The following is a 25,349-nucleotide window of genomic DNA, read 5'->3' on the forward strand; positions in this document are numbered from 1 at the left end:
GAGATCCCCCGCGTTCAGAACTCCCCGTACACCTCGAGCGTGTTGGCGGCGACCTGGGCGCAGAGCTCGTCGATGTCGGCCCCGAGCTCGGCCGCGATGAATCGCATCGTGAGCGGAACGAGGTAGGGCGCGTTGGGGCGTCCGCGGTATGGCACGGGCGTGAGGAACGGCGCGTCCGTCTCGACGAGGATCCGCTCGCGGGGCGTGACCGCCAGCGCGTCGCGCAGGTTCTGCGCGTTCTTGAAGGTGACGTTGCCGGCGAACGAGAGCCAGTACCCCGCGTCCGCCGCCTCGCGCGCCATCGCCTCGTCTCCCGAGAAGCAGTGGAAGACCGTCTTCTCGGGGGCGCCGACGCGAGTGAGCGTGTCGAGGACGTCGCGGTGTGCGTCGCGGTCGTGGATCTGCATCGCGATGCCGTGCCTCTTCGCCAGGGCGATGTGCGCCTCGAACGAGCGCATCTGCGCGGGTCGCCCGGCCTCGCCGGTGCGGAAGTGATCGAGCCCCGTCTCGCCGATCGCCCGCACACGCGGATGCGCCGCGAGCTCGTCGATGACGGCGATCGCGGCGTCGAGCTGCCCCTCGTCGTCATAGACGGGCGCGTCGTTCGGATGGATCGCCACCGCAGCGAGCACACGTGCGTGCCGCTCCGCCGCTGCGACGGCCCAGCGCGACGACGCGATGTCGCCCGACGCCTGCACGACGCCCGACACGCCGACGGCTGACGCCCTCTCGAGCTGCTCGTCGAGCGTGAGCGGGTCGTCGCCGTCATCGATCTCGAGGTGGCAGTGGTTGTCGTACACAGGCACGGCCAGCGGCTCGGGAGCCTCGGGGTGCACGAGGCTCTTGCGCCCCTTCTTCGAGCGCTCCTGCACGTACGTCTCCGCCATCGGGCGCGTCAGTCCTCTTCGATGCGCGGGAACAGCGGGGCGAGCTTCGCGACCGTCGTGCCAGCGGGCAGCTGCCCCCACACGCCCGCGTCCCGCACGTTCTGCTCGGACAGCGCACCGATCGCGCCGTCGGCGCCGAGGGCGGCCCAGAGCTTCTGGGTCGACTCGGGCATGACCGGCGAGAGCAGAACCGCGAGGGCGCGGAGGCCGTCGAGGCACGTGTACAGCACCGTCGCGAGGCGGCCGCGCATCTCATCGCTCTTCGCGAGCACCCACGGCTCGTTGTCGGTGATGTAGCCGTTCAGGGCGTCGACGATCGTCCAGATCTCGTCGATCGCCTGATCGATGCGGAAGCGCTCGATCGCGGCGTCGGCGCCGCGCGCCGCGTCCGCCACGAGCTTCTGCACGACGCGATCGCCGTCGGAGTACTCGCCGGGCTCCGGAACGGATCCGTCGAAGTACTTCGCCGTCATCGCGACCGACCGCGACGCGAGGTTGCCGAAGCCGTTCGCGAGCTCGGCCTGGTAGCGGGCCGACATGTCCTCCCAGGAGAAGGATCCGTCCTGCCCGAACGCGATCGCGGAGAGGAAGTAATAGCGGTATGCGTCGCTGCCGAACGTGTCGACGAGCGTCGACGGCGCGATGCCGGTCGCCTTCGACTTCGACATCTTCTCGCCGCCGACGAGGAGCCAGCCGTGGGCGAACACACCGCGCGGCACCTCGAGCCCCGCGGCCATGAGCATGGCGGGCCAGATGACGGCGTGGAAGCGGAGGATGTCCTTGCCGACGACGTGGTAGGCGGGCCAGCGGCGCGCGAAGTTGTCGTCGTCGGTGCCGTAGCCGATCGCCGTCGCGTAGTTGAGCAGCGCGTCGACCCACACGTAGATGACGTGCGACTCGTCCCACGGCACCGGGATTCCCCAGTCGAACGCGGATCGCGAGATCGAGAGATCCTCGAGCCCCTGCTGCACGAACGCGATGACCTCGTTGCGCGCGGACTCGGGCTGCACGAAGTCGGGGCGGTCGCGGTAGAGCTCGAGCAGCCGGTCGCTGAACTCGCTGAGCTTGAAGAAGTAGTTCTTCTCGTGGAGCAGCTCGAGCGGCTTCGAGTGGATCGCGCAGACCTGCAGTCCTTCGAAGGCGCCCGTGCCGTCGACGATCTCGCTCTTGGGCTTGAACTCCTCGCAGCCGACGCAGTAGAGCGCCTCGTACTCGCCCGCGTAGATGTGTCCGCGGTCGTAGATGGCCTGGATGAACGCCTTGACCGACTCCTCATGACGCTCCTGCGTCGTGCGGATGAAGTCGTCGTTCGCGACGTCGAGGGTGTCGAGCAGCGGGAACCACGCTTCGTTCACGAGCTTGTCGACCCAGTCCTGCGGGCTCACGCCGTTCGCGGCCGCGGCGCGCATCATCTTCTGGCCGTGCTCGTCGGTGCCCGTGAGCATCCAGGTGTCGTCACCGGCCTGGCGGTGCCAGCGCGCGAGCGCGTCGACCGCCACCGTCGTATACCCGTGCCCGATGTGGGGAACATCGCTGGGGTAGTAGATGGGTGTCGTGATGTAGAAAGAGCCGCCGGAAGTCACCGGACAAGTCTATGCGGGCGCACCTGGCTGATTTCACCGGGCCGCCTCCGCGCCGCGGCACCGGAGCGGATCGTCACACGACGCATGCCGCGTCAGCCGAGGATCACCTCGAGGAGCGACCCCGCCGCCCCCGCACCCGATTCGCCGTCCTCGACGAACACGGCGTAGGCGAGGTCGCCCTGCGTCGCGATCATCCACGCGTGCGTCGAGAGATCGCCGTTCTCGTCGGGCTCGCCGTACTCCGCCGTTCCCGTCTTGGCGCCGACCGCGGGCTCGACGTCCGCGAGGAACGCCGCGGATCCGTCGGTCACCACCGCGCGCATGAGGCCGCGGAGCGTCTCGGCCTCCTCGGTGCTGAGGGGCGTCTCGGGCTCGACGTCGGCCTCCACGCCCGCGACGAGGTGGGGCACGACGGCGTCGCCGGCCGTCACAGACGCGGCGACGGTCGCCATCGCCAGCGGACTCGCGAGCACGCGGCCCTGGCCGATGAGATCGGCGGCGAACTCCGTCTCGCCCTCGGGCTCCGGCACCTGGCCGAGGAACGCGGGGAAGCCGAGGTCGGCATCCGCCGTGAGCCCCAGCGAGGCGGCCGCGTCGGCGAGCGCCTCGCCGTCGATGCGCTCGCGTTCCGCGATGAGCGCCGTGTTGCACGAGTTCGCAATCGCGTCGCGCAGGGTGATGTCGCCGACCGCGTCCGCCGGATAGTCCGGATAGTTCTGGAACGAGTAGCCGTCGACCGTGACCTGCTCCGCGCACGTCACCGCGTCGTCCGGCGACGCGCCGGCCCGGAGCAGCGCCAGCGCGGTGACGACCTTGAAGGTCGAACCCGGCGCGTACTGCCCCGCCGTCGCGGCGTTGAATCCCTCGTTGCCCGGGCCGTTGGCGGCCGCACGCACGGCCCCCGTCGACGGCTGGATCACGACGATCGCGCTCGCCGACGCGGTCTCGTCCGCGAGGATCTGCTCAGCGCTGTTCTGCAGCTCCGGGTCGAGCGTGAGCTCGAGGGGATCCGCCTCCTCCGCCTCCCAGCTCGTGAGCTCGCGGCGCTCCGGATCCTCGCACTCGACCCCCGGCGCGCACGCGACGGCCTCGATCGCGGTGGCGGGCGTGCCCCGCAGCGCGGCGTCGTATGTGGACTGCAGTCCGAACAGACCGACCTCGTCGCCTGCCCGGATCGTCCCGTCCGACTCCTCGATGATCTCGGCGGTCGCCTCACCCACTGTGCCGAGGATCTCGCGGGCGAACTCTCTCGTCGGGGCGAGCTGCATCGTGTCGTCGACGACGTTCGCGCCGGCGATGTCGGCATAGCCGTCGGCGACGCGCGCCTCGGCGTCGTCCGGACGCAGCACGATCGCCTCGACGAAGGCCGCGGGCCCCATCGCCTCGGCCCGCTCGACGAAGGCGTCGGCGTCGACCTGCACGGCGTCGGCGATCTGCCGTGCGCTGTCCGCGACCTGGCTCTCGTCGATCCAGCTCTTGTCGAGTCCATACCGCTGGACGGGACGCTCCGCCACGAGCACGTCGCCGTCGGCGCCGTGGATCTCGGCGCGGTCGGGGTGCTCGCGAGTCACCTCGATGCGCTCGCCCTCCTCGAGCCCGTCCGCGACGAGCGCGGGATCCCACTCGAGCGTCCATGCCTCCTCGTCCTGCGTGAGCATCGCGGTGGTGTCGTAGGTCCACTCGCGCTCGTCGACCTGCCACGTCCATGCCAGCGGCACCGTCGCGGAGCCGTCCTCGCGCTCGATCTCGCCCGCCTCGACCGTCACGGTCTGCGCCTCCAGCGGTTCGACCAGATCGGCGAACTCCTCCGCATCCGCTCCCGAGATCGCGATGCCGTCGAGCGTGTGCTCCTCGAGCGCCGCCGTCAGGTCGGCGACAGCCTGATCGAGCCCGTCGTCGCCGGTGCAGGCGGTGAGGCCGAGGAGAGGGACGAGAAGTGCGCAGGCGACGAGGCGGGAGGGGCGCGAGGGGCGCGAGGAGGCGTGGGTCACGCGCCCCAGTCTGCCGGTCGGGGACGACGGTCCGCGACCCGGCTATCTCTGTGCGGCGAACGACTCCGCGGAGCGCTCGGGACGGATGCCGCCATCCAGCTCCGTCAGGTCGAGGCCCGAGCGGTCCCTCCCTGTGGTCAGACCGACGAGGCTCACCACCGCGAATCCGATCCACAGGACGGCGACGGGCCAGAGGCCGCCCCCGGATGCTGCGGCGAGCGCCGTCGCGATCATGGGGGTGAATCCCGCGCCTGCCGTCGATGCGAACTGGTAGGCGACCGATACACCCGAATTGCGCACAGACGTCGGGAACTGCTCTCCGGCGTACGCGCCATACGGACCGGCGGAGAAGCCCTGTACGACCGACAGGCCGAGGAAGACCGCGAAGAAGAACAGAACGACGCTGTCGGTCTGCAGCATGAGCATGATGGGGAACGCGAGCGTGATGCCGAGGACGTTTCCGGCCATCAGGATGCGGCGACGGCCGAAACGATCTGACATTCGCGACGCGATGACGATGAACACGATCGTCGTGACCGCCGCCGATGCCTTCAGCACCAGGACGAGACTCTGTTCGTGTGCCGCCTGCTGCACGACGTACGCCACGGCCCAGGCCCCCATCAGACCCTGCGCAGCCTGACCGGAGAGCCCGACGGTGAAGGCGCGGACCAGGGGACGCCAGTGATGACGCACGAGTTCGACGAGCGGCGTCTTCCGCTGCGGGGGCGCGCTCTCCACGGCCTCGCGAAACACCTTCGATTCCGACACTCTGCGCCGAATGAAGACCGCGATCATCATGAACAGCGCCGACAGGATGAACGGCACACGCCAGCCCCACGACAGAAACTGCTCGTCGGGGAGCGTCGCCATCCCCGCGAGGATCAGCGTTCCGACCAGCGTGCCGGTCGGCGCCCCCATGTAGGAGAACGCCGAGGCGAATCCCCGCGAGCGCTTCTTCGCGTTCTCGAATCCGACGAGCGTCGCGCCGCCCCACTCGCCGCCGACGGCGATCCCCTGCACGACTCGCAGGGTGACGAGCAGAATCGGCGCCCACACCCCGATCTGCTCCGTTGCCGGCAGCAGTCCGATCAGGGTCGACGCGACGCCCATCACCACGATCGTGGACATCAGCACCGCCTTGCGTCCGATCCGGTCGCCGAGATGACCGAAGATGATCCCTCCGAGCGGGCGGGCGACGTATCCCGCCGCGAGCGTGGCGAAGGAGAGGAAGAGTGCGGCAGTCGGATCCAGATCCGTGAAGAAGATGCGGTTGAAGACGATCCCGGCGGCCGTGGCGTACAGGATGAAGTCGTAGTACTCGAGCGCTGTGCCGATCAGGCTGGAGGCGAGAATGCGGCGCATATCGCGATGCGACGCCGCGTAGGCGGTGTCGACCGCCTGCGTATTCGGAGAGCTGGTCATCGTTGACTCCTCTTTGCGGGTGGTCGGCCGGATGGCCGGATGTGCGCGCTGGCTCGGCATCGAGCCGGGACTCGTCAGCGCAGGGCTGCGGCGGGCGCGGCGCGGCGCGCGAAGCTCAGGACGTCGAGATCGTCGGGGATCGTGAGCGGGCCGTCGTACGTGGTCTGCGCATCGCGCCAGACCTCGGGATGCGCGTAGGAGGGGACGAGGTGATGGAGGGCGAGATGCCTCGCTCCCGCGCGAGCGGCGATGCGCCCGGCATCGGCCGGAGTCGTGTGAGATCGCCGATGATGATCCATCGTGGCGTTGAGCATCTCGGTGTCGCTGTATTGAGCGGCCAGGATGTCGAGGTCGATCGCCTCGTGCAGCAGCAGATCCGTGTCACGGGCGAGACGCACCAGGTTGTCGCAGGGCGCCGTGTCCCCCGAGATCGTCACCGACCCGTGCTCGGTGTCGAAGCGGTAGGCGAATGCCGGCGCCATCGGGTGGTGGGACACGAGCGTCGCCGTCACCGTCACGACGTCGTCGCGGAACACCTCGAGGGGATCCATGGCGGGCGCGACCGCCGTGTCCGGATCGAAGCCGCGCACGCCGTCGAGCCCGATCTCCGTCACCTCGAAGGTGTCGAGCGGACTCCGTGCCAGCGAGTCGAACATGCGGTCGTTGACGTCGGTCGCATAGGCCGCGAGGAGTCCCTTCACGAGCCCTCCCACGCCGGGCGTCGGTCGCTCGGGAGCGACCGGCCGCGGCACGGCCGTCGCCTGGGACGACAGCGGGGTCAGACGACCGCGATCGCCCGGCCCGAGGATCGGAATGGCTCCGTCGATCCGGTTCTTCAGCTCGAATGCTCCGAACAGCAGGATGCTCGGGAGGTCGACCAGGTGATCCGAGTGCATGTGCGTGAGGAAGACGCCCCCGAGATCGAGCATCGACAGGCCGGCGGCAGTCGCCTGATGCCCCGCGCCGTTCCCGCAGTCGACGAGATACCAGCGGTCGCCCACCACGACGGCGGTCGCGATGCCGAAGCGCGGGGCTCCGCTGTGGTCTCTCCACCAGCGCGGCCCACCTGCGGTGCCCAGCGTCACGATGTGGGGTTCAGATGTCATGATCACGTCGTCGTGGTCCTTCCCTCGTCCGGCGACCACGTTCGTCCTTCACTGCTCATCTGTCCAATTGATTGTTATTAGATGTGCTATTAAGTGAGCTAATGACCGACATCACGCTCCGACAGCTCGAGTACTTCGTCGCCATCGCCGATGCGGGTTCCGTGACCGCGGCGGCCGCGGCCTGTCGGGTGACGCAGGCGGCGGTGAGCACCGCACTCGCCCAGCTCGAGCGCACCGTGGGGACGCGACTCGTCATCCGTCACCCCGGCCACGGGATCGCCCTGACAGTCGAGGGCGCCGCCGTCGCGTCCCATGGCCGGAGCATCCTCGACGGCGTCGATCGGGTGTCATCGATCGTCTCGGAGAGCCGAGGACAGCTCAGCGGCACGCTGTCCGTCGGTGTGTACCGCACGCTCGCGGCGCATACAGTGCCCGCTCTCATCGAATGGTTCGGCATGCGACATCCGAATGTCTCACTGCGCTTCATCGAGGGGTCGGGGTCCCACGTGCAGGATGAGGTGATGGCGGGCAGAGCCCAGGTCGCCATCATCTATCGCGCGCAGCGCATCGCCGGATGCGACGCGACGATGCTCCGCGACGGCGTGCGCATGGCCGTGATGAGCCCCGATCATCCCCTCGCCGAGTGCGCTGATCTCCGTTTGGCGCACCTCGCCGAGCACCCGGCGATCCTCTTGGACGAGGAGCCCGCGCTACAGCGCACGCTCGCGGCATTCGCCGCCGCCGGCGTCGAACCGCGCGTGCCGTGGCGGAGCACGAGCGTCGAGGCCATCCACAACGTCGCAGGCCGCGGCTCGGCGTACTCGATCCTGATGCAGACGCGTTCGCACAGCCCCGAGGGTCGACCCCTGCTGTTCCGCGAGCTGCCGGACCCGGGGCTCGAGAACCCCGTTGAGGCCGCCCTCCCCCGAGGTGTGAGACCGACGGCGCTCGTCGCCGAGGCGATCACGGCGATCCGCGAGCACTGGGCGGCCGCCGACACCGATCTGCGGCGGCCGACGCCGCAGAGCACACGCGTCGACAGCGGAGAACCGCGACCGGCCCCCGTCAGTGCGCGAGCGGGAGGCGCGAGGAGATCTCCTGAAGCGTGACGTTGGCAGGGAGGAGCGCTCCGTAGAGGCGTTCGAACACCGGGAGCAGCTCGCCGTACACGTCGACGTCGTCCGCTGCGGGGGCGGTCACCTCGGCGACCGGGACCAGGTCGGCGGCGACGTCGATCGAGTCGATCATGCCGAGTGCCTGCATGCCGAGCAGAGCCGCTCCGAAGCCCGACCCCTCGGGACTGGCGGGGAATCCGATCGACTCGCCGAACGCACTCGCGAGCGTCTGTCGCCAGATCGCGTGCTTCATGACGCCGCCCGTCGCGCGGATCTCGTGGATCGGCAGGTCGGCCTGACGCATCGACTGCAGCACGAGCGTGAGCTGCAGCGCGACGCCTTCGACGGCCGCGCGCACGAGGTGGGCGCGGCGATGGGAGCGCGTGAGCCCGACGTACGCCCCGCGCGCGACACCGCCCCAGCGCGGAGCTCGCTCGCCCAGCAGGTACGGGAGCATCAGCAGACCGCCGGATCCCGCGGGAACCGTCATCGCCTCGTCGAGCAGCTGCGCCGTCGAGAGCCCGGCATCTCCCCCGGCGATCTCGCTGCGCACCCAGTCGAGCACGACGCCGCCGTTGTTGATCGCGCCGCCGGTGACCCAGCGATCCTCGGTGAGCGCGTAGCAGAACACGCCCCCGTTCGGATCGACGGCCGGGCGATCGACGGCCACGCGCAGCGCGCCGCTCGTGCCCACGGAGCAGGCCGCGACGCCGGGCCGCACCGCTCCGACCCCGAGGTTCGCGAGGGGGCCGTCGCCCGCACCCGCGACGACGGGCGTCGACGAGGGAAGCCCCGTCGCCTCCGCCGCCTCGGACGTGAGCCCCGGCAGCACCTCCGTGGTCGGCACGAGACGCGGGAGCTGCTCGGCGCGGATCCCCGCACGGCTCAGCGCCTCCTCATCCCACGCGACGCGGTGGATGTCCATGAGGCCCGACGCCGACGCGAGCGAGTGGTCGACGACGAGTTCGCCGGCGAGGCGCAGCAGCACCCAGTCCTTGATCCCCGCCCAGGTCACGGCGGAGGCGAACAGCTCCGGCTCCTGCTGCCGGAACCAGATGAGCTTCACGAGCGGTGACATCGGGTGCACGGGCGTGCCCGTGCGGCGGTGCAGCGCGAGGCCCGACCCCGAGTCGCGCAGTCGCGACGCGTCCTCGGCGGCACGCGTGTCCGCCCAGGTGACGACGGGCGTCAGCGGATCACCCGCCGCGTCGAGCGCGAGCAGGCTGTGCATGGCGCTCGAGAACGACAGGCCGGCGACGCGCGAGGAGCCGACCGCCTCGACGACCTCCCGCACACCGCGGAAGACGGCGTCGAGGATCGCGTGGGGATCCTGCTCCGCACGTCCCGGCACCGGCTCGTCGAGGGGATAGCCGTGCGACGCCTGGGCCACCGCCTCACCCGTCACGAGATAGGCGACGACCTTGGTCGCCGTCGTCCCCATGTCGATCCCGATGACGATGTCGCACCCTGCCGCCGTCTGGACCCTGCTGCGCATCACCGGGTCCCCCCACCGAGCGACACGACCACCTTGCCGGAGCGGCGTGCGTCGCGCGCGAGGTCGAAAGCCACGCGCACATCGTCGATCGGCAGGACGTGGGTGATGACGTCCTCGATGTCCGGACGCTCGGCGAGCAGCGCGACCGCCTCGTCGATCTCGTCGCGGAAGCGGAAGGCGCCGATGAGCGCGATCTCCTTCGAGATGAACGGGGCGAGGTTCACGGGGCGAGGTTCGTTCGGCACCATGCCGACCTGCACGACAGTGCCGCGGCGACGCGCGGCCGCCCCCGCGGCGCTGATCGCGACGGTCGCGCCTGAGCATTCGAGGACGACGTCGAACGCCTCGGGCGGGAGGTCCTCCTCCCCCACGCGCACGACCGCATCGGCGCCCAGGGCGACCGCGCGCTCCAGCGGCTCGGCGAGGACATCGCTGACGGTGACATGCTCCGCCCCGCGCGCCCGCGCCGCGACGAGCGCGAGCAGACCGATGGGTCCGCCGCCGGATACGAGGACGCGGGCGCCGGCGAGGTCGCCCGCACGGGCCGCGGCATGCAGCGCGACGCCGAGCGGCTCCGCGAGAACGGCCCGCGAGACGGGAAGCTCGTCCGGCAGGACGCGGATCATGTCGGCGCGCACGAGGAGCTGCTCGCTCATGGCACCCTGCGTGTGCGGCCACGTCGACGCGCTGCCGAGGTACGAGCCTCCCGGCCAGAGGTGCGGCTCGCCCTCGGTCCCGCGCACGACCTCTCCGACGCGCGCGGGATGCACCGTCACGGGCGTCCCTGGCGCCAGCGCCCCACTCGGGTCCGCGTCGACCACGCCGGAGAGCTCGTGACCGGGAATGAGCGGCTCGCGCACGACGTACTCGCCGTTCGCGCCCTCGAAGAAGTAGTGCAGGTCGGATCCGCAGATCCCGACGCGCTCCACCCGCACCCGCACCTCTCCGTCGGCCGGCTCGGGAACGGCGGTCTCCCGCACCTCGATCCGGTCTCGTCCATCGATCCACACGGCGCGCATGCTGTTCCTCTTCACATTCAGACGACGGCCGTCATGCCGCCGTCGACGACGATGTTCTGTCCCGACACGAAGCTCGACGCGTCGGACGCGAGGAACATCAGGGCGCCGCGCAGCTCGCGCACATCGCCCCAGCGATGGGCGGGCGTGCGGTTCACGAGCCAGTCGTTGAACTTCTCGTCCTCGACGAGGGCGCGGTTCATGTCGGTGGCGAAGTACCCGGGCGACAGCGCGTTGACCTGCACGCCATGGCGCGCGAGGTCGGCGGCCATGCCCTGGGTCAGCATCACGACCCCGCCCTTCGACGCCGAGTACGGCGCGATGGTCTGGCGCGCGAGCTTCGACTGCACCGACGCGACGTTGATGACCTTTCCGGAGCCGCGCGCGACCATACCCGGCGTCACGAAGCGCGACACGTAGAACGCGCTCGACAGGTTGCTCGCGATCACGGCGTCCCAGTCGGCGACGTCGAACTCGGCGAACGTCGCACGCCGCTGCAGTCCCGCGTTGTTGACGAGGACATCCGGCACGCCGTACGCCTCGATGAGGCCGGATACCTGCTCCTCGACGGCGACCGCGTCGGTCACGTCGAACCGCACCGTCGCCGGACGCTCGCCCGCGACAGCCTCGACGGCATCCGCCGCCTCGGAGAGCGCCGCGACATCGCGGCCGTGCAGCACGACGCGCGCGCCCGCCTCGGCGAGGCCGAGGGCGAGCGTGCGACCGATGCCACGTGAGGATCCCGTCACGAGCGCGAGCCGCCCCGTGATGTCGAACAGATCGGTGGTCATGAGCGTCCTCCTAGAAGATCGCGTAGATGGCGAGCACGAGCGCGAATCCGACGACGGACTCGATCGCCTGCTGCACGGTCCACGTCTTCAGCGTCGTCTTGACGTCCATGTCCATCAGACGCCCGACGAGCCAGAAGCCCGAGTCGTTGACGTGGCCGGCGAAGACGGATCCGGCAGCCGTCGCGAGCGTGATCGCCGCGACGTCGACCGCACTGAACCCGCCCGCCAGGACAGCGGGCGCCATGAGGCCGGCGGACGTCACGAGCGCGACCGTCGCGGATCCCTGCGCGAGGCGCAGGATCACGGCGATGAGATACGCGGCCACGATGACGGGCAGACCGATGTCGGCGAGCGTGTCGGCGAGGGCGTCGCCGATTCCCGACGCCCGCAGCACGCCGCCGAACATGCCGCCCGCTCCGGTGATGAGGATGACCGACGCGACGGGGCCGAAGGTGCCGTCGACGAGCTTCTCGAGCGCCGAGCCCTTCTCACCGCGGGCCGTGCCGAGCACGACGAGTGCGAGGAGCACGGTGATGAGCAGCGCGACGGGCGACTCGCCGATGAGCGAGAGCGCCTGCACCCAGAAGGCGTCGGGGTCGACCGCGCCGACCGACCCGAGCGCGTTCAGCCCTGTGTTGAGGAAGATCAGAACGATCGGCACCAGCAGGATCGTGATGACGGTCCCGGCCTTCGGCGGATTCTGAGGCTGGTCTTCGTCGAGCGCACCGAACAGCGAGGGAACCATCAGGGGGACGCGCTTGTTGACGAACGTGGCCCACAGGTAGCCCGAGAGGTACCAGGTCGGGAAGGCGATGATGATGCCGAGCAGCAGGACGATGCCGAGATTCGCCCCGTAGAGCTCCGTCGCCGAGACGGGACCGGGGTGCGGCGGCAGGAACACGTGCATGACCGAGAACGCCGCGGCGCCGCTGAGGCCGAACAGGAGCAGGTTCTTCCCGCCGATGCGACGGGCGACCGCGAAGATGATCGGCAGCATGACGATGAGGCCGGCGTCGAAGAAGATCGGGAAGCCGAGCAGCAGCGACGTCACACCGAGCGCGAAGGCCGCGCGCTTCTCGCCGAAGACGCGCACCATGAGGTCGGCCACGGCCTTCGCCCCGCCCGATGACTCGATGAGACGCCCGAGGACGGCGCCCAGCCCGATCAGGAGGGCGACGGATCCCAGAGTCTTCCCGAAGTCGGTCGTGAGGGTGTCGACGATGATGCCGACGGGGATCCCCGCGGCGATCGCCGTGAGCAGCGAGACGAGGATCAGGGTGAGGAACGCGTGCAGTCTCACCTTGATCACGAGGAACAGGATCAGGACGATCGCACCGGCGGCGATGCCGAGCAGCGGCCCGGCGCCGAGTGTCTGGGTCCACTCTTCTGTCATGGGATTCTCCGTTGAATTCGATGTTCGTGAGCGGACCACCGTGGAACCGCCTGCCAAAGATACTACTTATTGACGCTGTAAGGTAACACCAATCGATTCCGAGGAGGGAACCCGATGGCGACCGGCATCCACAGCGACGTGACGAGCGCCCTCGGAGCACGGATCGCCGCCGGCGACATTCCCCCGGGTTCGGTGTTCACCCTGGCCCAGCTCGAGCGCGATCACGAGGCCTCCCGCACGGTCGTGCGCGAGGCTGTGCGCGTGCTCGAGAGCCTGGGGCTCGTCGCGTCACGACGCCGCGTGGGGATCACGGTGCAGCCGCGGGAGCAGTGGGACGCCTTCGCCCCGCAGCTGATCGAATGGAACCTGCAGGGCCCCTTCCGCCAGCAGCAGCTCGAGGCGCTCATGGAGCTGCGCGTCGCGGTCGAGCCGATGGCCGCGCGGCTTGCCTCCCTCCGCGCGACGCCTGCGCAGCGCGCCGAGCTGCGCCGCCTCGCCCAGGCGCTGAAGGAGCTCGGCGAGCGCGGGCTCGGCGCCTCCGACGCGTTCCTCGACGTCGACATCGCATTCCACGACCTGCTCCTCGCAGCGTCCGGCAACCCACAGCTCATGGCGCTGCGGCGTCCCGTGCGCGAGGTGCTCGCGGGCCGTTCGCGTCTCGGCCTCACCCCTCAGGTGCCGGCACCCGGCACCCTCGAGGAGCACGAGGCCGTCGCCGCCGCGATCACGTCGGGCGACGGCGAGTCGGCGGAACGGCACTCCCGCTCGCACATGAGCGGCGTCTGGGATGAGATCCTGCGCGATGACTCGCTCGCGTAGGGCGTTCGGTCAGCGTGCCGCGAGGTGCGCGTCGTACAGATCGCGGGCCCCATGGCCGGTCTCCTGCGCGACGGCGCGCGTCGCGTCCTTGAGACGCGTGCCGTCCGACACCAGCGCCGCGACGCGGGCGAGCGCCTCGTCGAGGGGCATCTCGCGCGCCGTCGCGCCGCCCACGACGATGACGAGCTCGCCCCGGACTCCGCCGTCCGCCCACTCAGCGAGCTCGGCGAGGGATCCGCGCTTCACCTGCTCGTACAGCTTCGTCAGCTCACGTGCGACGGCCGCACGGCGATCGGAGCCGAACGCGGCCGCCATGTCGCGCAGCGTCTGCACCACACGGGACGGCGCCTCGAAGAACACGAGGGTGCGCGGATCTCGCGCGACCGCCTCCAACACGCGGCGGCGATCCCCCGGCTTGCGTGGAACGAACCCCTCGAATGTGAACCGGTCGGTGGGCAGGCCCGAGATGGCGAGCGCCGTGAGAACGGCACTCGGGCCGGGGATCGCCGTGACCTCGACGCCCGCCTCGGCCGCGGCGGCGACGAGGCCGTACCCGGGGTCGCTCACGGTCGGCATACCCGCGTCGCTCAGCACGAGGACATCGCTCTCGCGCGCGAGTTCGACGATCTCGGCGGCCTTCTGCTTCTCGTTGTGGTCGTGCAGCGGGATGAGCCGCGGGCGATTCTCGATCTCGAGCGCGCGCAGCAGCTTCTGCGTCGTCCGCGTGTCCTCCGCGGCGATCGTGGTCGCCTCGCCCAGAGCCTCGACGAGACGACGCGAGGCGTCGCCGAGATTGCCGATCGGAGTTCCCGCGAGGATGATCATGGCTCCGACCCTAGCCCGCGCCGCCGGGTGCGAGCCCCTTGCGGAATCGGGACGGATCGCTCTACAGTTCCCGCGCGATCGCGCTCAGATCGCGGCGCCGCATCGCGGCGTCTCGCACGGCGAAGGGAACGCACATGGCCGACGACACGCATTCGACGGGAACGACGCATGCCGAGTGGGGTGCGGGCTCCCCACGCCTCATCGTGCGCGGCGACGATGAGCGGTTCACACGCGACCTCGGCGAGGACGAGCTGACGATCGGATCCGCGGCAGGGGCCGGCCTGCGACTGCCGGGCCTGGACCCGATCCATGCGACGGTCGTGCATGACGAGCGCGACGAGTTCGTCGTCACGCTGCACGGCTCTGGAAGCATGAACGCGAACACCGAGGCCGCCGGTGTGCACTCCGATGTGGGCGGCGATCGGACGGAGACGCTCCGCACGGGGGCGGAGTTCACCGCCGGGTCCTGGAGCTTCGTGTTCCAGCGCGAGGAGTTCGCCGATCATGGGCGCCCGTACGGCGGACGCGAGGGCGGCGAGCTCTCCGATCAGCCTCCGCAGCCCGCGCGTCCCGACTACACGGGCCAGGAGGACCGGACGGGCGAGCAGGAGATCCAGGAGCACTGATGCCCCGGGCCGGGCAGAGCACTGCCCGGCCCGATCGTCACGGGCGCGCTCCCCGATCGCACACGACGGTCGCGGCCGTGCCGCATAGAGTGGCCCCGTGACGGTTCGCCCCATGCCCTCCCGCGCTCAGCGGATCGCCCGGTGGGCGGTGCCGGTGTCGATCACGGCCGCCGCGGCCGCCGTGCGCCTGGCAGGCCTCGGAGGGCCGGACGAGCTCATCTTCGATGAGACCTACTACGTCAAGGACGCGTGGACCCTCCTCCACCTCGGCTATGAGGGCACCTGGGGCGAGGATCCGAACGGCGCGTTCGAAGCCGGCGACACGAGCGGATACTCCGACGAGGGCTCCTTCGTCGCGCATCCTCCGCTCGGCAAGTGGATCATCTCCCTCGGCATGGCGCTGTTCGGCGGCGGCCCCTGGGGGTGGCGCTTCGCGATCGCGATCATCGGCACGCTCATGGTGCCGCTGCTCTACCTGATCGCGAAGCGCATGACCGGATCCGTGCGGCTGGCGGCCGCAGCGGCCGCGCTCCTCGCGATCGATCCGCTCGCCGTCTCGATGAGCCGCATCGCGCTCCTCGACACGCCCCTCGCGTTCCTGGTGCTCCTCGCCTTCTGGTTCGCCCTGCTCGATCGTCCCGGCACCGTCGCGGCGATCCGCGCCGGCGCCCGGCGCGACGGCATCGCCGGTCCCGTGCTGTGGCGGAGGCCGTGGATCCTCGCGGCCGGCGTGACGCTCGGACTCGCGACGAGCGTGAAGTGGTCCGGCCTCTACGCACTCGCGGTGCTCGGCATCGCGATCGTGATCGCCGACGCGATCGATCGGCGCCGAGCGGGGGTCACGCGCTGGGCCGAGGCCGCGATCGGCCGGCAGGGCCCCGTGTCGTTCGTGCTGCTCGTGCCGCCGGCGCTCATCGCGTACGTCGCCAGCTGGACCGGCTGGCTCGCGACGGACGGCGGCTACGACCGTGCTTCCTCGTCGAATGCTCTCCTCGCGCTCTGGAACTACCACAGGGCTGTCCTCAGCTTCCATTCCGGCGTCAACAGCGACCACACGTACGCGAGCCCCGCGATCGAGTGGATCCCGATGCTGAACCCGACGCTCATGTACCGCGAGCAGCTCCAGGGCGAGGCGTGTGCGATCGCCGACAGCTGCGTCGGGGTGATGGCCGCCCTGCCGAATCCCGTGCTCTGGTGGGGAGGCGTGATCGCGATCGTGTGGCTCGTCGCGCGGATCGTGCAGAGCGCCGTGACGAGGACGCGCATCCGCGGACGCGAGGCGCTCGTACTCGCGGGCGTCCTGGCGACGTATGTCCCGTGGCTTCTGCTCCCCGACCGCACGATGTTCACGTTCTACGCGGTCACGGTCCTGCCGTTCGTGATCCTGGCCGTCGTGCTCGTCGCCCACGCACTCCGTCAGGAGAGGATCCCCGTCCTGCTCTCCGACCCGACGCTCGACGAGATCCAGCGCGAGCAGACGCGCACCGCCGCGCGCACCGAGACCCGTCGCGCCGCGACCACGATCGTCCTCATCGCGATGCTCGTCGTCGGCGTGTACTTCCTGCCGTTCGGCACGGGGTGGCTCGAGCCCGAGGCGCTCTATCGCGCTCACCTCTGGCTGCCGAGCTGGTACCTCTGACAGACGACGGGGCCGCGACCGGATCGGTCGCGGCCCCGTCGGAGACTGCTCAGTTGAATTCGAGCGGGTGCGAGCCCACGCGGCCCGAGCCGTCGCCGGGATCGATCGCCGTGATGCCCTGCATCTCGTCGGCCGTGAGCTCGAAGTCGAACACGTCGAGGTTCTCGGCCATGCGCTCCTTGCGGACCGACTTCGGGAAGACGATGACGCCGCGCTGCAGGTGCCAGCGGAGCACGACCTGAGCGGGCGACTTGGCGTGCGCCTCGGCCGCCGCCGCGACCGCGGGGTTCTCGAACAGCGGGTACTTGCCCTGACCGAGCGGACCCCACGACTCGATCTTCATGCCGTGCTTCTCGCCCCACGCGCTGACCTCGGCCTGCTGGTAGGCGGGGTGCAGCTCGATCTGATCGACAGCGGGCACGACGCCCGTGTCCTGCACGATGCGGTCGAGGTGTTCAGGCAGGTGGTTCGAGACGCCGATCGACGTCGCCAGCCCCTGATCGCGGATCTCGATGAGCTTCTGCCACGCGTTCGAGTAGGTGTCCTTCTCGGGCGTGGGCCAGTGCGTCAGGTAGAGGTCGACGCGGTCGAGACCGAGCTTGTCGAGGCTCTCACGGATCGCGTCGTGCGGCTCCTCGCCGGCCTGGCGATCGTTCCAGAGCTTGGTCGTGATGAAGAGCTCGTCGCGCGCGATGCCGCTCTTCGCGATCGCGGCGCCGACGCCCTCCTCGTTCCGATAGATGGCGGCGGTGTCGATGTGGCGGTAGCCGACCTCGAGCGCCTCGCTGACGGCCTTCTCGGCTTCGTCGGCGGGCACCAGGAACACGCCGAAGCCGAGCTGAGGGATCTCGTGGCCGGAATTGAGTTTCACGGTGGGAACTGTCATGGCTCCCACGATAGGACGGCGTGGAGCGGGCCGTCGCCGAATCGCGTGAAACGACTCACGGCGACGGCCGCGCGGGATCACGCGGCGACGGCCTCGAGCCGCGTCACGCGTGCGATGAGTTCGTCGAAGACCGTCATGCGATCGAACTGCATCGCGAACGCCCGGGCGCGCTCCTCGAGATCGAGGCGCTCGATCGGCGACATCGCGAGGACGCGATCGATAGCCGCCATGATCTGCACCGGCTCGTCGACGTCCACGATGAGAGCGGTGTCGCCGACGGCCTCCCCGACGCCTCCCGTCGTCGTCGTGATCGACGGTCCTCCCCCGGCGAGCGCCTTCTCGGCGAGCACGATGCCGAAGGTCTCGACGAACTCGGGGCGCGGCTTCGTCGGCAGGACGTAGGCGGCGGCTCCTGCGAAGAGATACGGCTTCTCGGCATCGTCGACATCGGGGAGGAACTCGATCCGGTCGGCCGCCGAAGAGCTGGCGGCGTACGCGCGCAGCTCCCGCTCCTCCGGCCCGCGCCCGGCGATGACGAGCGTCATTCCGCGTGCGAGAGACGAGGCGGCGAACCCGTCGATGAGGTCGTCGACGCCCTTCGCCGTCGCGAGGCGCGAGAGGAAGAGGATGTAGCCGTCCTTCCTCAGCCCGCGCAGCGCGAGGCGCGCGGCGATCTCCTCGGGGTCGAGGTGGAGGAAGAGGGACGAATCGATCGCGGGGTAGGAGATGTCGATGCGTGACGCGCAGCGCGACGCGTAGTCGGTGCCGTGCTTCTGGTCGAGGTGCGTCGCCTCCTCGACGATGAGATCCTTCGTGTACTGGCTGACCGCGACGCACACGTCGCTCGCCAGATATCCCTCGAGCACGTGCGCGGCGGCGCCGAACCGGTCCTCCGCGACGCACTGGCGCACGACGTTGGTGATGTCGGAGCCGACCGCCTCGGCGATCGTCAGGACGTCCACGGGGAGCCCCGTGCGGCGCGCCACCTCGACCGCGTCGGTCACGGCCGTCGTGTGCGGTGAGAGGTAAAGGGACATCGCGACGGTCGGAACGCCGTCGGTGAACAGCTCGACGAGACGCCCCACGAGCCCGCCGATGTAGCGGCCGTCGACGACCTTGTAGTCGCCGACCGGCCCCGGGCGCTCGACGGTGATGCCGTCACTGTAGGGCAGCACCGTCTCCCGCGGCTTGAGCGGCAGGCCCGCCTCCTCGAGGCGCTCGAGGGGCCAGGTGACGATGCGGACGTCGTCGAACCCCCGATCGAGGGCGGCTTCCGCGAGATTGCGCGCCTCCCCCGAGTGGCCGCAGATCACCGGATCTGCGCGGACGACGATGACGAGACGACGGCTCATGATGGCTCCTCACACGGTTCGCGTGGCCCGAGGCTACGGAGCGCGTGTGACGGCCGGAGAGACGGGGTGTTACGGGTTCGGCACGTCGCGAGCAGGTGTCGGGGATCCGTCACAGACCGCGTGCGGCCGCGGCCGCCGCCGGGTGGGATGGGGGCCGCACCTCCCGGCCCCATGCGCCGGGCTCGTCGCCGAGCGCGACGCGAAGCGTGCCTCCGGCGCGCAGCTCGCGTCCTGTCAGCCACGTCCGCGTGAGCGGTCCCCCGTTCCAGGTGACGTGCTGCACGTACTGCGGGCCCGTTCCTCGGCCGACGGCGCGGAAGCCGGTCGTCTCGATGCGCAGCGGCACACCACCCGGCAGATCGATCTCGGCATCGGGCCACGCGGGCGCGTTCACCAGGAAGAGGTCCTGCCCTGCGACGGGAAAGAGGCCGAGCGATGCCCACACCACCCACGAGCTGAGTCCACCCGAATCGTCGTTGCCCGGCAGCCCTCCCGGGCTCGCGGCGAACATCTGGTGCAGCCCGTCGTGCACGATCTCCGCCGTGCGGTCAGCCCTCCCGGCGTACATATACGCCCACGGCGCGTCCAAGTCGGGCTCGTTGTTGAGTCCCTCGAACCGCCCCAGCGCGTAGCCGCGTGCCATCTCGTCGCGCGACGGATCCGCACCCGGCTGGACGACGGGATCCGCACCGTAGCCGAAGAAGGCGTCGAGGATCCGCACGTAGCGCTCCTCGCCCCCGGCGAGCGCGATCCGGCCGGCCATGTCGTGGGTGATCCGGTGCGAGTAGTTGTGCTTCGTGCCCTCATAGAACGTGGAGTCGCGCAGGAGGCCCGTGCGCTCGTCGAAGGCGTTGCGCCACCGGCTCGCCAGGCGCCGGCACTCCGCCGCCGCACTCCCGTCTCCCACGCGGTCGGCGACGCGGGCGGTGCACCAGTAGGCGAACGCGATGTCGAGGGTGTGGCTGATGGGATCCGCGCGCCCGGTGGTGAGGAAGTCCTCGCCGTAGGCCCGCCGCAGATCCGCGAGCATGTGCACGAGGGCCCAGTCCCAGTCGATCCCCTCGGCGCCCGCGGCGCAGAGGTCCGCGAGGAGCGTGTGCGCGAGCCCGGTGGCCTGACGGGAGAAGCGGTCGGAGCCCTTCGCCATGCGGTATCCGATGGGGAAGTTCCCCTCCTCCTCGCAGATCCTGATGAGGGCGTTGGCGAGCTCGACGGCGCGGTCGGGCCGCAGGAGCGAGATCAGCGGGAGCTGCGTGCGATAGATGTCCCACATCGTGCAGATGTCGAACGCGTAGGGACCGGCCGCCGGCCACTGCGGGCTCTCGTCCGGCGCGAACGCGGGCTTGATGAGCGAGTGGTACAGGGCGGTGCCGAGCACGGTGCGATCCTCTGCGCGATCGGCTCCCCCGACCTGGATCTGCTCGAGATGCTGCGCCCAGCTCGCGCGCGTCGCGGAGCGCCGCGTCTCGAAGTCGGTCCCCGCAGGACAGTCGCGCCGGAGGTTGTCGCGCGCCTGGTCGACGCCGCGCAGAGAGAATCCGATCCGCAGCTCGACCGTCTGCCCGGCCGTCACGGCCCCCTGCCACATGAGGCCGAACGGGCGCATCGTCGTCGGTCGGATCGCATCGAAGTCGAGGCGACGCCCTCCCGGCATCAGGCGACGGTCGTACCAGAGCAGCTGACGCCAGCGCGGCGCATCGGCCTGTAGGTGCATCGCGAGGGGCGTCCCCTCGACGACGATCTCGCCCTGGGCCTCTCCGGCATCGAGGCTCTCGAGATGGGCACGCAGCGGGACGGTCGCGCCGTAGGGGATGTCGAGACCGCCGACCGACAGGTCGACGACGAGGCGCGCGTCGGTCGTCTCGGGGAACGTGTAGCGGTGCACGGCGCTCTTGGGACCGACCGTGATCTCGCCGCGGATCCCGTTCTCGAGCGTGAAGACGCTGGATCCCGGGGCCGCCTCCTCCTGGGTGATGGCCCACGCGCGCCCGAGCTCGTCGAGGCTGTCGATCATGGGCGTGACGCGCAGGTAGTTGTAGTACTTCCGGATCGCACCGGTGCCGGACTGCTGGAAGTGCGTCACGCCGCTCGCCTCGGGTCGGTCGCGCATGCGCGGCGGCACGCCCTCGGTCGACAGCGCGTACTCGCCGTACCCGGTGGGGTACGCGCCGGAGAAGGCGCACGCCGAGACCATCCCGAGCGGGTACGTCGCCCCGGGGTGCGTGTTGCCGATCTGGGGCTTCGGCCACCACCACCTGGCGGCGAGACCTGTCGGCGCGGGCAGGTCGGTGGGCTGGGTTCCGATGAACGGATCGACGTCCGCGAGCTTCATCTGCCAGAAGCTAGCGGGCGTTCGTGTCGGGCGTGTGACACGCGCGGGCGCATCGCATGCGCCGGCGCATAGACTGAAACGCTATGTCTTCTGCCGAACCACGGATCTCCTACCCGCCGGAGCTGCCTGTCAGCGGCGCGCGCGACGAGATCGCCGCCGCGATCCGCGACAACCAGGTGGTCATCGTCGCGGGTGCGACGGGTTCCGGTAAGACGACGCAGCTGCCGAAGATCGCGCTCGAGCTGGGGCGCACATCGATCGCGCACACCCAGCCGCGCCGCCTCGCGGCCCGCACGATCGCCGAGCGCGTCGCCGAGGAGATGGAGGTCGAGCTCGGCGGGGTCGTCGGATACAAGGTGCGCTTCACCGATCAGGTGTCGGCTGACACCCGCGTCGCGCTCATGACCGACGGGATCCTGCTCAACGAGATCCATCGCGACCGGCTGCTCACGCGCTACGACACCATCATCATCGACGAGGCGCACGAGCGGTCGCTCAACGTCGACTTCCTCATCGGCTACCTCACGCGGCTCCTCCCTCAGCGTCCTGATCTCAAGGTCATCATCACCTCGGCGACGATCGACCCCGAGTCCTTCGCCGCGCACTTCGCGCGCCCCGACGGCACGCCCGCGCCGATCATCGAGGTGTCAGGCCGCACGTTCCCCGTCGAGATCCGGTATCGCCCGCTCCTCACGGAGACGGATCCCGACGCCGCCGCGGACGTCGACGTCGACGAGCGCCCGTACGCCGCCGACGACGAGGTGTCGGCGATCGTCGAGGCGCTGAAGGAGCTCGACCGCGAGGCGCCGGGCGACGTGCTCGTCTTCCTGCCGGGCGAGGCCGAGATCCGCGATGCCGCGGACGCCGTGCGCGGCGCGTTCCGCAGCCAGGCCGCGCCGACCGAGGTCCTTCCCCTGTACGGCCGCCTCAGCGCCGCCGAGCAGCATCGCGTGTTCGAGCGCTCGAAGGTCGCCGGCGTCCGGCGCCGCGTGATCCTGTCGACGAACGTCGCGGAGACGTCGCTCACCGTTCCCGGCATCCGTTACGTCGTCGACGCGGGAACGGCGCGCATCTCGCGCTACTCGAACCGCGCGAAGGTGCAGCGCCTGCCGATCGAGCCCGTGTCGCAGGCCTCCGCGCAGCAGCGGTCCGGCCGTGCGGGACGCACGAGCGCCGGCGTCGCGATCCGCCTGTACGCGCACGACGACTTCGCGGCGCGCCCCGAGTTCACGGATCCCGAGATCCTGCGCACGTCGCTCGCGTCGGTCGTGCTGCAGATGCTCGCGCTCGGCTTCGGCGACGTGCAGGAGTTCCCGTTCCTGACGCCTCCGGACTCGCGCGGTGTCAAGGCGGCGTTCGACCTGCTCACGGAGCTCGGCGCCGTCACGCTCGGCCGCGGCGGAGCCGACCCCCGCCTCACGAAGATCGGACGCCAGATCGCGCGCCTGCCGATCGACCCGCGCTTCGCCCGCATGCTGATCGAGGCGAGCCGACAGGGCGTCGCCGACGACGTCCTCGCGATCGTCTCGGGGCTCTCGATCCAGGACGTGCGCGAACGCCCCGAGGAGCAGCGCGAGAAGGCCGATCAGCTGCATGCGCGCTTCACGGATCCGTCGAGCGACTTCCTGAGCATGCTCAATCTCTGGAACCACCTGCGGGAGCAGCAGAAGGAGCTCGGTTCCAGCGCGTTCCGACGCCTCGTGAGATCCGAGTTCCTCAACTACGTGCGCGTGCGCGAGTGGTTCGACGTGCACCGCCAGCTGCGATCGCTGACGCGCGACGCGGATCGAAAGGGGTCCGCTCCGCAGCGTCCCGTGCGTCGGGCGAAGCCCGAGCCCGGCCGGGGCCACCCGCAGGGCGAGGCGATCCACCGCGCGCTGCTCGCGGGTCTGCTGTCGCAGATCGGGGTGCTCGACGAGCGCAGCGTGAAGAAGGGATCCGCCCGCGGGCCCCGATCCGCGCAGTACCGGGGCGCGCGGGGCGTGACGTTCCAGATCTTCCCCGGCTCCGGGCTCAAGCGGTCGAAGGCGAAGGCTGTCATGTCGGCGGAGCTCGTCGAGACGTCTCGGCTGTTCGCGCGCACCGTCGCGCAGATCGACCCCGCCTGGGCCGAGCAGCTCGCGGGCGACCTTGTGAAGAAGCAGGTGTCGGAGCCGCACTGGTCGAAGGATGCGGGCGCCGCCGTCGCGTACGAGAAGGTGACGCTCTTCGGCGTCGAGATCATCCCGCGCCGGCGCATCCAGTTCGGGCGAGTCGACCGGCCGGCGGCCCGCGACATGTTCGTGCGCCACGCGCTCGTCGAGGGCGAGTGGGATCCGTCGAGCCTGCCGAAGGCCGTCACGCAGTTCCTGCGGCAGAACGGCGACCTGCGACGGCGCCTCGAGAAGCTCGAGGAGCGCGAGCGCCGCCGCGACATCCTCGCGGGCGACGAGGCCGTCTACGCGTTCTACGACGCCCGGATCCCCGCCGATGTGTTCGATGTGCGCAGCTTCGAGGCGTGGTGGAAGGACGAGCTCGAGAGGCAGCCGAAGCTGCTCACGATGCGCGAGGCCGACCTCGTGGACGGCGACGCGACAGCAGACGCCCGCGACTTCCCGCCCCGATGGACCCAGGGCGACCAGACCCTCGATCTCGCATACCGCTTCGAGCCCGGCGCCCCCGACGACGGGGTCACGGTGGTGATCCCGCTCGCGCTGCTCGCCGCCGTCGAGCCGTCGGGCTTCGACTGGCAGGTCCCCGGGCTGCGTGACGAGCTCGTCACAGCGATGCTCAAGGCGCTGCCGAAGGCGATGCGCCGGCACGTCGTCCCCGCCGCCGACTGGGCGCAGAAGTTCGCGGAGGAGCTCGCAGGGTCCGGACCAGAGGACGCCGCCGGACGGCCCGACAGATCCCTTGCCGAGGCGCTCGCGCGGCTCGTCCAGCACCAGGCCAACCAGCTCGTGACGCCCGCCGACTTCGATATGACGCGCGTCCCCGCCCACCTCACGATGTCGTTCCGCGCTGTCGATCACCGCGGCCGCTCCGCGGGGTCCTCCCGCGATCTGCGCGCGCTGCAGGAGACGCTGTCCGGCAGAGCGCGGGAATCCGTGGCGCATCAGCTCGTCCGCGCGTCGTCCCGGGAGCGGAAGGCGGCGTCGCCCGACGTCGTCGCCCAGGCCACGGGAATCGAGCAGACGGGCCTCACGGACTGGACGTTCGGCGATCTCCCGGCGCAGGTCGACACGAAGGTCGCGGGCGGCGTCGTGCGCGGGTATCCGGCGATCGTCGACGACAGGACGTCCGTCTCCGTGCGCGTGGAGGCGACGGCCGAACGCGCCGAGCGTGCGACGAGGGCGGGCCTCCGACGCCTGCTGCTCCTGACGGTGCCCTCGCCCGTCTCCTATGTGCAGGAGCACCTCTCCTCGCAGGAGAAGCTCGCGCTCTCGGCCTCGCCGTACGCGTCGCCGAAGGCCGTCATCGAGGACTGCCGCGCGGCGCTCTGCGACGCGGCCATCGCCCGGAACGGGTCCGTGCGCACGCGCGCGCAGTTCGACGCGCTGCGCGCCGAGGTGACGAACGGATCCGTCGACGACGTCTTCGAGACCGTCTCGCTCGTCGCGAAGATCCTCACCGCATGGCGCGACGTCGAGCGGGCGATGAAGAAGGCGAACTCGATGACGCTGCTGGGCGCGCTGAACGACGTGCGCGGCCAGCTCGCCGGACTCGTGCACGCGGGCTTCGTGCGGCAGACCGGGACCTCCCGTCTGCGGCACCTGCCGCGCCACCTCGAGGGCGTGCGCATCCGTCTCGAGGCGCTCCCCGATAACCCGGGCCGCGACCGTGCGTGGATGACGGAGTTCGAGCGCGCGCAGGCGGCGTTCGCCGAGGCGGGCGGCGAGATCCCCCTGCCGGACGACGCCGAAGAGCGTCTCGTGCGCGCCCGCTGGCTGCTCGAGGAGCTGCGCATCGGTCTCTTCGCCCAGCGCCTCGGCACGGCCGAGACGGTCTCGGTGCAGCGGGTGCAGAAGGCGCTGCGGGAGTAGCACGGGCGCGGATCCACCCTCGTAATTCGAACATATCTTCGATAAAGTG

At 70.4% G+C, this 25,349-nt stretch carries 18 protein-coding genes; 5 read left to right on the forward strand and 13 right to left on the reverse strand.

The window, feature by feature from the left end:
* Positions 1-14 precede the first annotated feature (14 nt).
* From KOL93_RS10560 to KOL93_RS10580, 5 genes are all read right to left on the reverse strand, one after another.
* Entirely contained in the window at positions 15-887 is an 873-nt protein-coding gene (locus KOL93_RS10560; RefSeq protein WP_221585315.1) for a TatD family hydrolase, read from the reverse strand.
* A gap of 8 nt (positions 888-895) precedes the next feature.
* Positions 896-2,470: a methionine--tRNA ligase gene (metG, locus tag KOL93_RS10565; protein ID WP_221585316.1), complete on the reverse strand. Its 1,575-nt coding sequence runs from the start codon at positions 2,468-2,470 to the stop codon at positions 896-898.
* A gap of 92 nt (positions 2,471-2,562) precedes the next feature.
* A complete protein-coding gene (locus tag KOL93_RS10570; protein WP_221585317.1) occupies positions 2,563-4,461 on the reverse strand; it encodes a penicillin-binding transpeptidase domain-containing protein in 1,899 nt (632 codons plus the stop codon).
* A 42-nt stretch (positions 4,462-4,503) separates the two neighbouring features.
* Entirely contained in the window at positions 4,504-5,883 is a 1,380-nt protein-coding gene (locus KOL93_RS10575; protein WP_221585318.1) for an MFS transporter, read from the reverse strand.
* 74 nt (positions 5,884-5,957) lie between these two features.
* Complete coding sequence (locus KOL93_RS10580) at positions 5,958-6,989, reverse strand: MBL fold metallo-hydrolase (protein ID WP_221585319.1); 1,032 nt, start codon at positions 6,987-6,989, stop codon at positions 5,958-5,960.
* A gap of 101 nt (positions 6,990-7,090) precedes the next feature.
* Between KOL93_RS10580 and KOL93_RS10585 the strand changes: the two genes are divergently transcribed.
* A complete protein-coding gene (locus KOL93_RS10585; protein WP_221585320.1) occupies positions 7,091-8,098 on the forward strand; it encodes a LysR family transcriptional regulator in 1,008 nt (335 codons plus the stop codon).
* On the opposite strand, the gene KOL93_RS10590 is transcribed toward KOL93_RS10585, so the two are convergent.
* Genes KOL93_RS10590 through KOL93_RS10605 form a run of 4 tightly spaced genes read right to left on the reverse strand, consistent with a single transcriptional unit; the run spans position 8,055 to position 12,799 of the window.
* Positions 8,055-9,599 carry a gluconokinase gene (locus tag KOL93_RS10590; protein ID WP_221585321.1) on the reverse strand — a complete coding sequence of 515 codons (1,545 nt, stop codon included), beginning with the start codon at positions 9,597-9,599 and terminating at the stop codon, positions 8,055-8,057. The genes KOL93_RS10585 and KOL93_RS10590 overlap by 44 nt on opposite strands.
* Positions 9,599-10,618: a zinc-binding dehydrogenase gene (locus KOL93_RS10595; protein WP_221585322.1), complete on the reverse strand. Its 1,020-nt coding sequence runs from the start codon at positions 10,616-10,618 to the stop codon at positions 9,599-9,601. The genes KOL93_RS10590 and KOL93_RS10595 overlap by 1 nt, the downstream gene beginning before the upstream one ends.
* Before the next feature lie 17 nt (positions 10,619-10,635).
* Positions 10,636-11,406, reverse strand: coding sequence for an SDR family oxidoreductase (locus KOL93_RS10600; RefSeq protein WP_221585323.1), 771 nt, complete (start codon positions 11,404-11,406; stop codon positions 10,636-10,638).
* Between the two features lie 10 nt (positions 11,407-11,416).
* Positions 11,417-12,799 carry a GntP family permease gene (locus tag KOL93_RS10605; protein ID WP_221585324.1) on the reverse strand — a complete coding sequence of 461 codons (1,383 nt, stop codon included), beginning with the start codon at positions 12,797-12,799 and terminating at the stop codon, positions 11,417-11,419.
* A gap of 114 nt (positions 12,800-12,913) precedes the next feature.
* On the opposite strand from KOL93_RS10605, the gene KOL93_RS10610 reads away from it, so the two are divergent.
* Positions 12,914-13,618 carry a FadR/GntR family transcriptional regulator gene (locus KOL93_RS10610; RefSeq protein ID WP_221585325.1) on the forward strand — a complete coding sequence of 235 codons (705 nt, stop codon included), beginning with the start codon at positions 12,914-12,916 and terminating at the stop codon, positions 13,616-13,618.
* Between the two features lie 9 nt (positions 13,619-13,627).
* On the opposite strand, the gene rsmI is transcribed toward KOL93_RS10610, so the two are convergent.
* Complete coding sequence (rsmI, locus tag KOL93_RS10615; RefSeq protein ID WP_221585326.1) at positions 13,628-14,443, reverse strand: 16S rRNA (cytidine(1402)-2'-O)-methyltransferase; 816 nt, start codon at positions 14,441-14,443, stop codon at positions 13,628-13,630.
* A gap of 134 nt (positions 14,444-14,577) precedes the next feature.
* Here rsmI and KOL93_RS10620 point away from each other — a divergent pair, with 134 nt between their 5' ends.
* Both KOL93_RS10620 and KOL93_RS10625 read left to right on the forward strand, forming a co-directional pair.
* Positions 14,578-15,069: an FHA domain-containing protein gene (locus KOL93_RS10620; RefSeq protein ID WP_221585327.1), complete on the forward strand. Its 492-nt coding sequence runs from the start codon at positions 14,578-14,580 to the stop codon at positions 15,067-15,069.
* A gap of 97 nt (positions 15,070-15,166) precedes the next feature.
* Positions 15,167-16,708, forward strand: coding sequence for a dolichyl-phosphate-mannose--protein mannosyltransferase (locus KOL93_RS10625; protein ID WP_221585328.1), 1,542 nt, complete (start codon positions 15,167-15,169; stop codon positions 16,706-16,708).
* A 49-nt stretch (positions 16,709-16,757) separates the two neighbouring features.
* Here KOL93_RS10625 and KOL93_RS10630 read toward each other — a convergent pair whose 3' ends face one another.
* From KOL93_RS10630 to KOL93_RS10640, 3 genes are all read right to left on the reverse strand, one after another.
* Entirely contained in the window at positions 16,758-17,594 is an 837-nt protein-coding gene (locus KOL93_RS10630; protein ID WP_221585329.1) for an aldo/keto reductase, read from the reverse strand.
* Positions 17,595-17,671: 77 nt separating this feature from the next.
* Entirely contained in the window at positions 17,672-18,946 is a 1,275-nt protein-coding gene (locus KOL93_RS10635) for a glycosyltransferase (RefSeq protein ID WP_221585330.1), read from the reverse strand.
* Positions 18,947-19,055: 109 nt separating this feature from the next.
* Positions 19,056-21,278 carry a glycoside hydrolase domain-containing protein gene (locus KOL93_RS10640; protein WP_221585331.1) on the reverse strand — a complete coding sequence of 741 codons (2,223 nt, stop codon included), beginning with the start codon at positions 21,276-21,278 and terminating at the stop codon, positions 19,056-19,058.
* A gap of 83 nt (positions 21,279-21,361) precedes the next feature.
* Between KOL93_RS10640 and hrpA the strand changes: the two genes are divergently transcribed.
* Positions 21,362-25,300 (forward strand): ATP-dependent RNA helicase HrpA, encoded by a 3,939-nt coding sequence (gene hrpA / locus KOL93_RS10645; protein ID WP_221585332.1) that lies wholly within the window; start codon positions 21,362-21,364, stop codon positions 25,298-25,300.
* Positions 25,301-25,349 lie beyond the last annotated feature (49 nt).

This window comes from Microbacterium salitolerans, assembly GCF_019720895.1.
Taxonomy (GTDB): Bacteria; Actinomycetota; Actinomycetes; order Actinomycetales; family Microbacteriaceae; genus Microbacterium.

What these genes read in the sequence shown, in the direction of transcription:
- KOL93_RS10560 (WP_221585315.1), bottom strand. Translation starts at nt 887, where the DNA reads ATGGCGGAGACGTACGTGCAGGAGCGCTCGAAGAAGGGGCGCAAGAGC.
- KOL93_RS10575 (WP_221585318.1), bottom strand. Translation starts at nt 5,883, where the DNA reads ATGACCAGCTCTCCGAATACGCAGGCGGTCGACACCGCCTACGCGGCG.
- KOL93_RS10580 (WP_221585319.1), bottom strand. Translation starts at nt 6,989, where the DNA reads ATGACATCTGAACCCCACATCGTGACGCTGGGCACCGCAGGTGGGCCG.
- KOL93_RS10585 (WP_221585320.1), top strand. Translation starts at nt 7,091, where the DNA reads ATGACCGACATCACGCTCCGACAGCTCGAGTACTTCGTCGCCATCGCC.
- KOL93_RS10590 (WP_221585321.1), bottom strand. Translation starts at nt 9,599, where the DNA reads ATGCGCAGCAGGGTCCAGACGGCGGCAGGGTGCGACATCGTCATCGGG.
- KOL93_RS10595 (WP_221585322.1), bottom strand. Translation starts at nt 10,618, where the DNA reads ATGCGCGCCGTGTGGATCGATGGACGAGACCGGATCGAGGTGCGGGAG.
- KOL93_RS10600 (WP_221585323.1), bottom strand. Translation starts at nt 11,406, where the DNA reads ATGACCACCGATCTGTTCGACATCACGGGGCGGCTCGCGCTCGTGACG.
- KOL93_RS10605 (WP_221585324.1), bottom strand. Translation starts at nt 12,799, where the DNA reads ATGACAGAAGAGTGGACCCAGACACTCGGCGCCGGGCCGCTGCTCGGC.
- KOL93_RS10610 (WP_221585325.1), top strand. Translation starts at nt 12,914, where the DNA reads ATGGCGACCGGCATCCACAGCGACGTGACGAGCGCCCTCGGAGCACGG.
- rsmI (WP_221585326.1), bottom strand. Translation starts at nt 14,443, where the DNA reads ATGATCATCCTCGCGGGAACTCCGATCGGCAATCTCGGCGACGCCTCG.
- KOL93_RS10620 (WP_221585327.1), top strand. Translation starts at nt 14,578, where the DNA reads ATGGCCGACGACACGCATTCGACGGGAACGACGCATGCCGAGTGGGGT.
- KOL93_RS10630 (WP_221585329.1), bottom strand. Translation starts at nt 17,594, where the DNA reads ATGACAGTTCCCACCGTGAAACTCAATTCCGGCCACGAGATCCCTCAG.
- KOL93_RS10635 (WP_221585330.1), bottom strand. Translation starts at nt 18,946, where the DNA reads ATGAGCCGTCGTCTCGTCATCGTCGTCCGCGCAGATCCGGTGATCTGC.
- KOL93_RS10640 (WP_221585331.1), bottom strand. Translation starts at nt 21,278, where the DNA reads ATGAAGCTCGCGGACGTCGATCCGTTCATCGGAACCCAGCCCACCGAC.
- hrpA (WP_221585332.1), top strand. Translation starts at nt 21,362, where the DNA reads ATGTCTTCTGCCGAACCACGGATCTCCTACCCGCCGGAGCTGCCTGTC.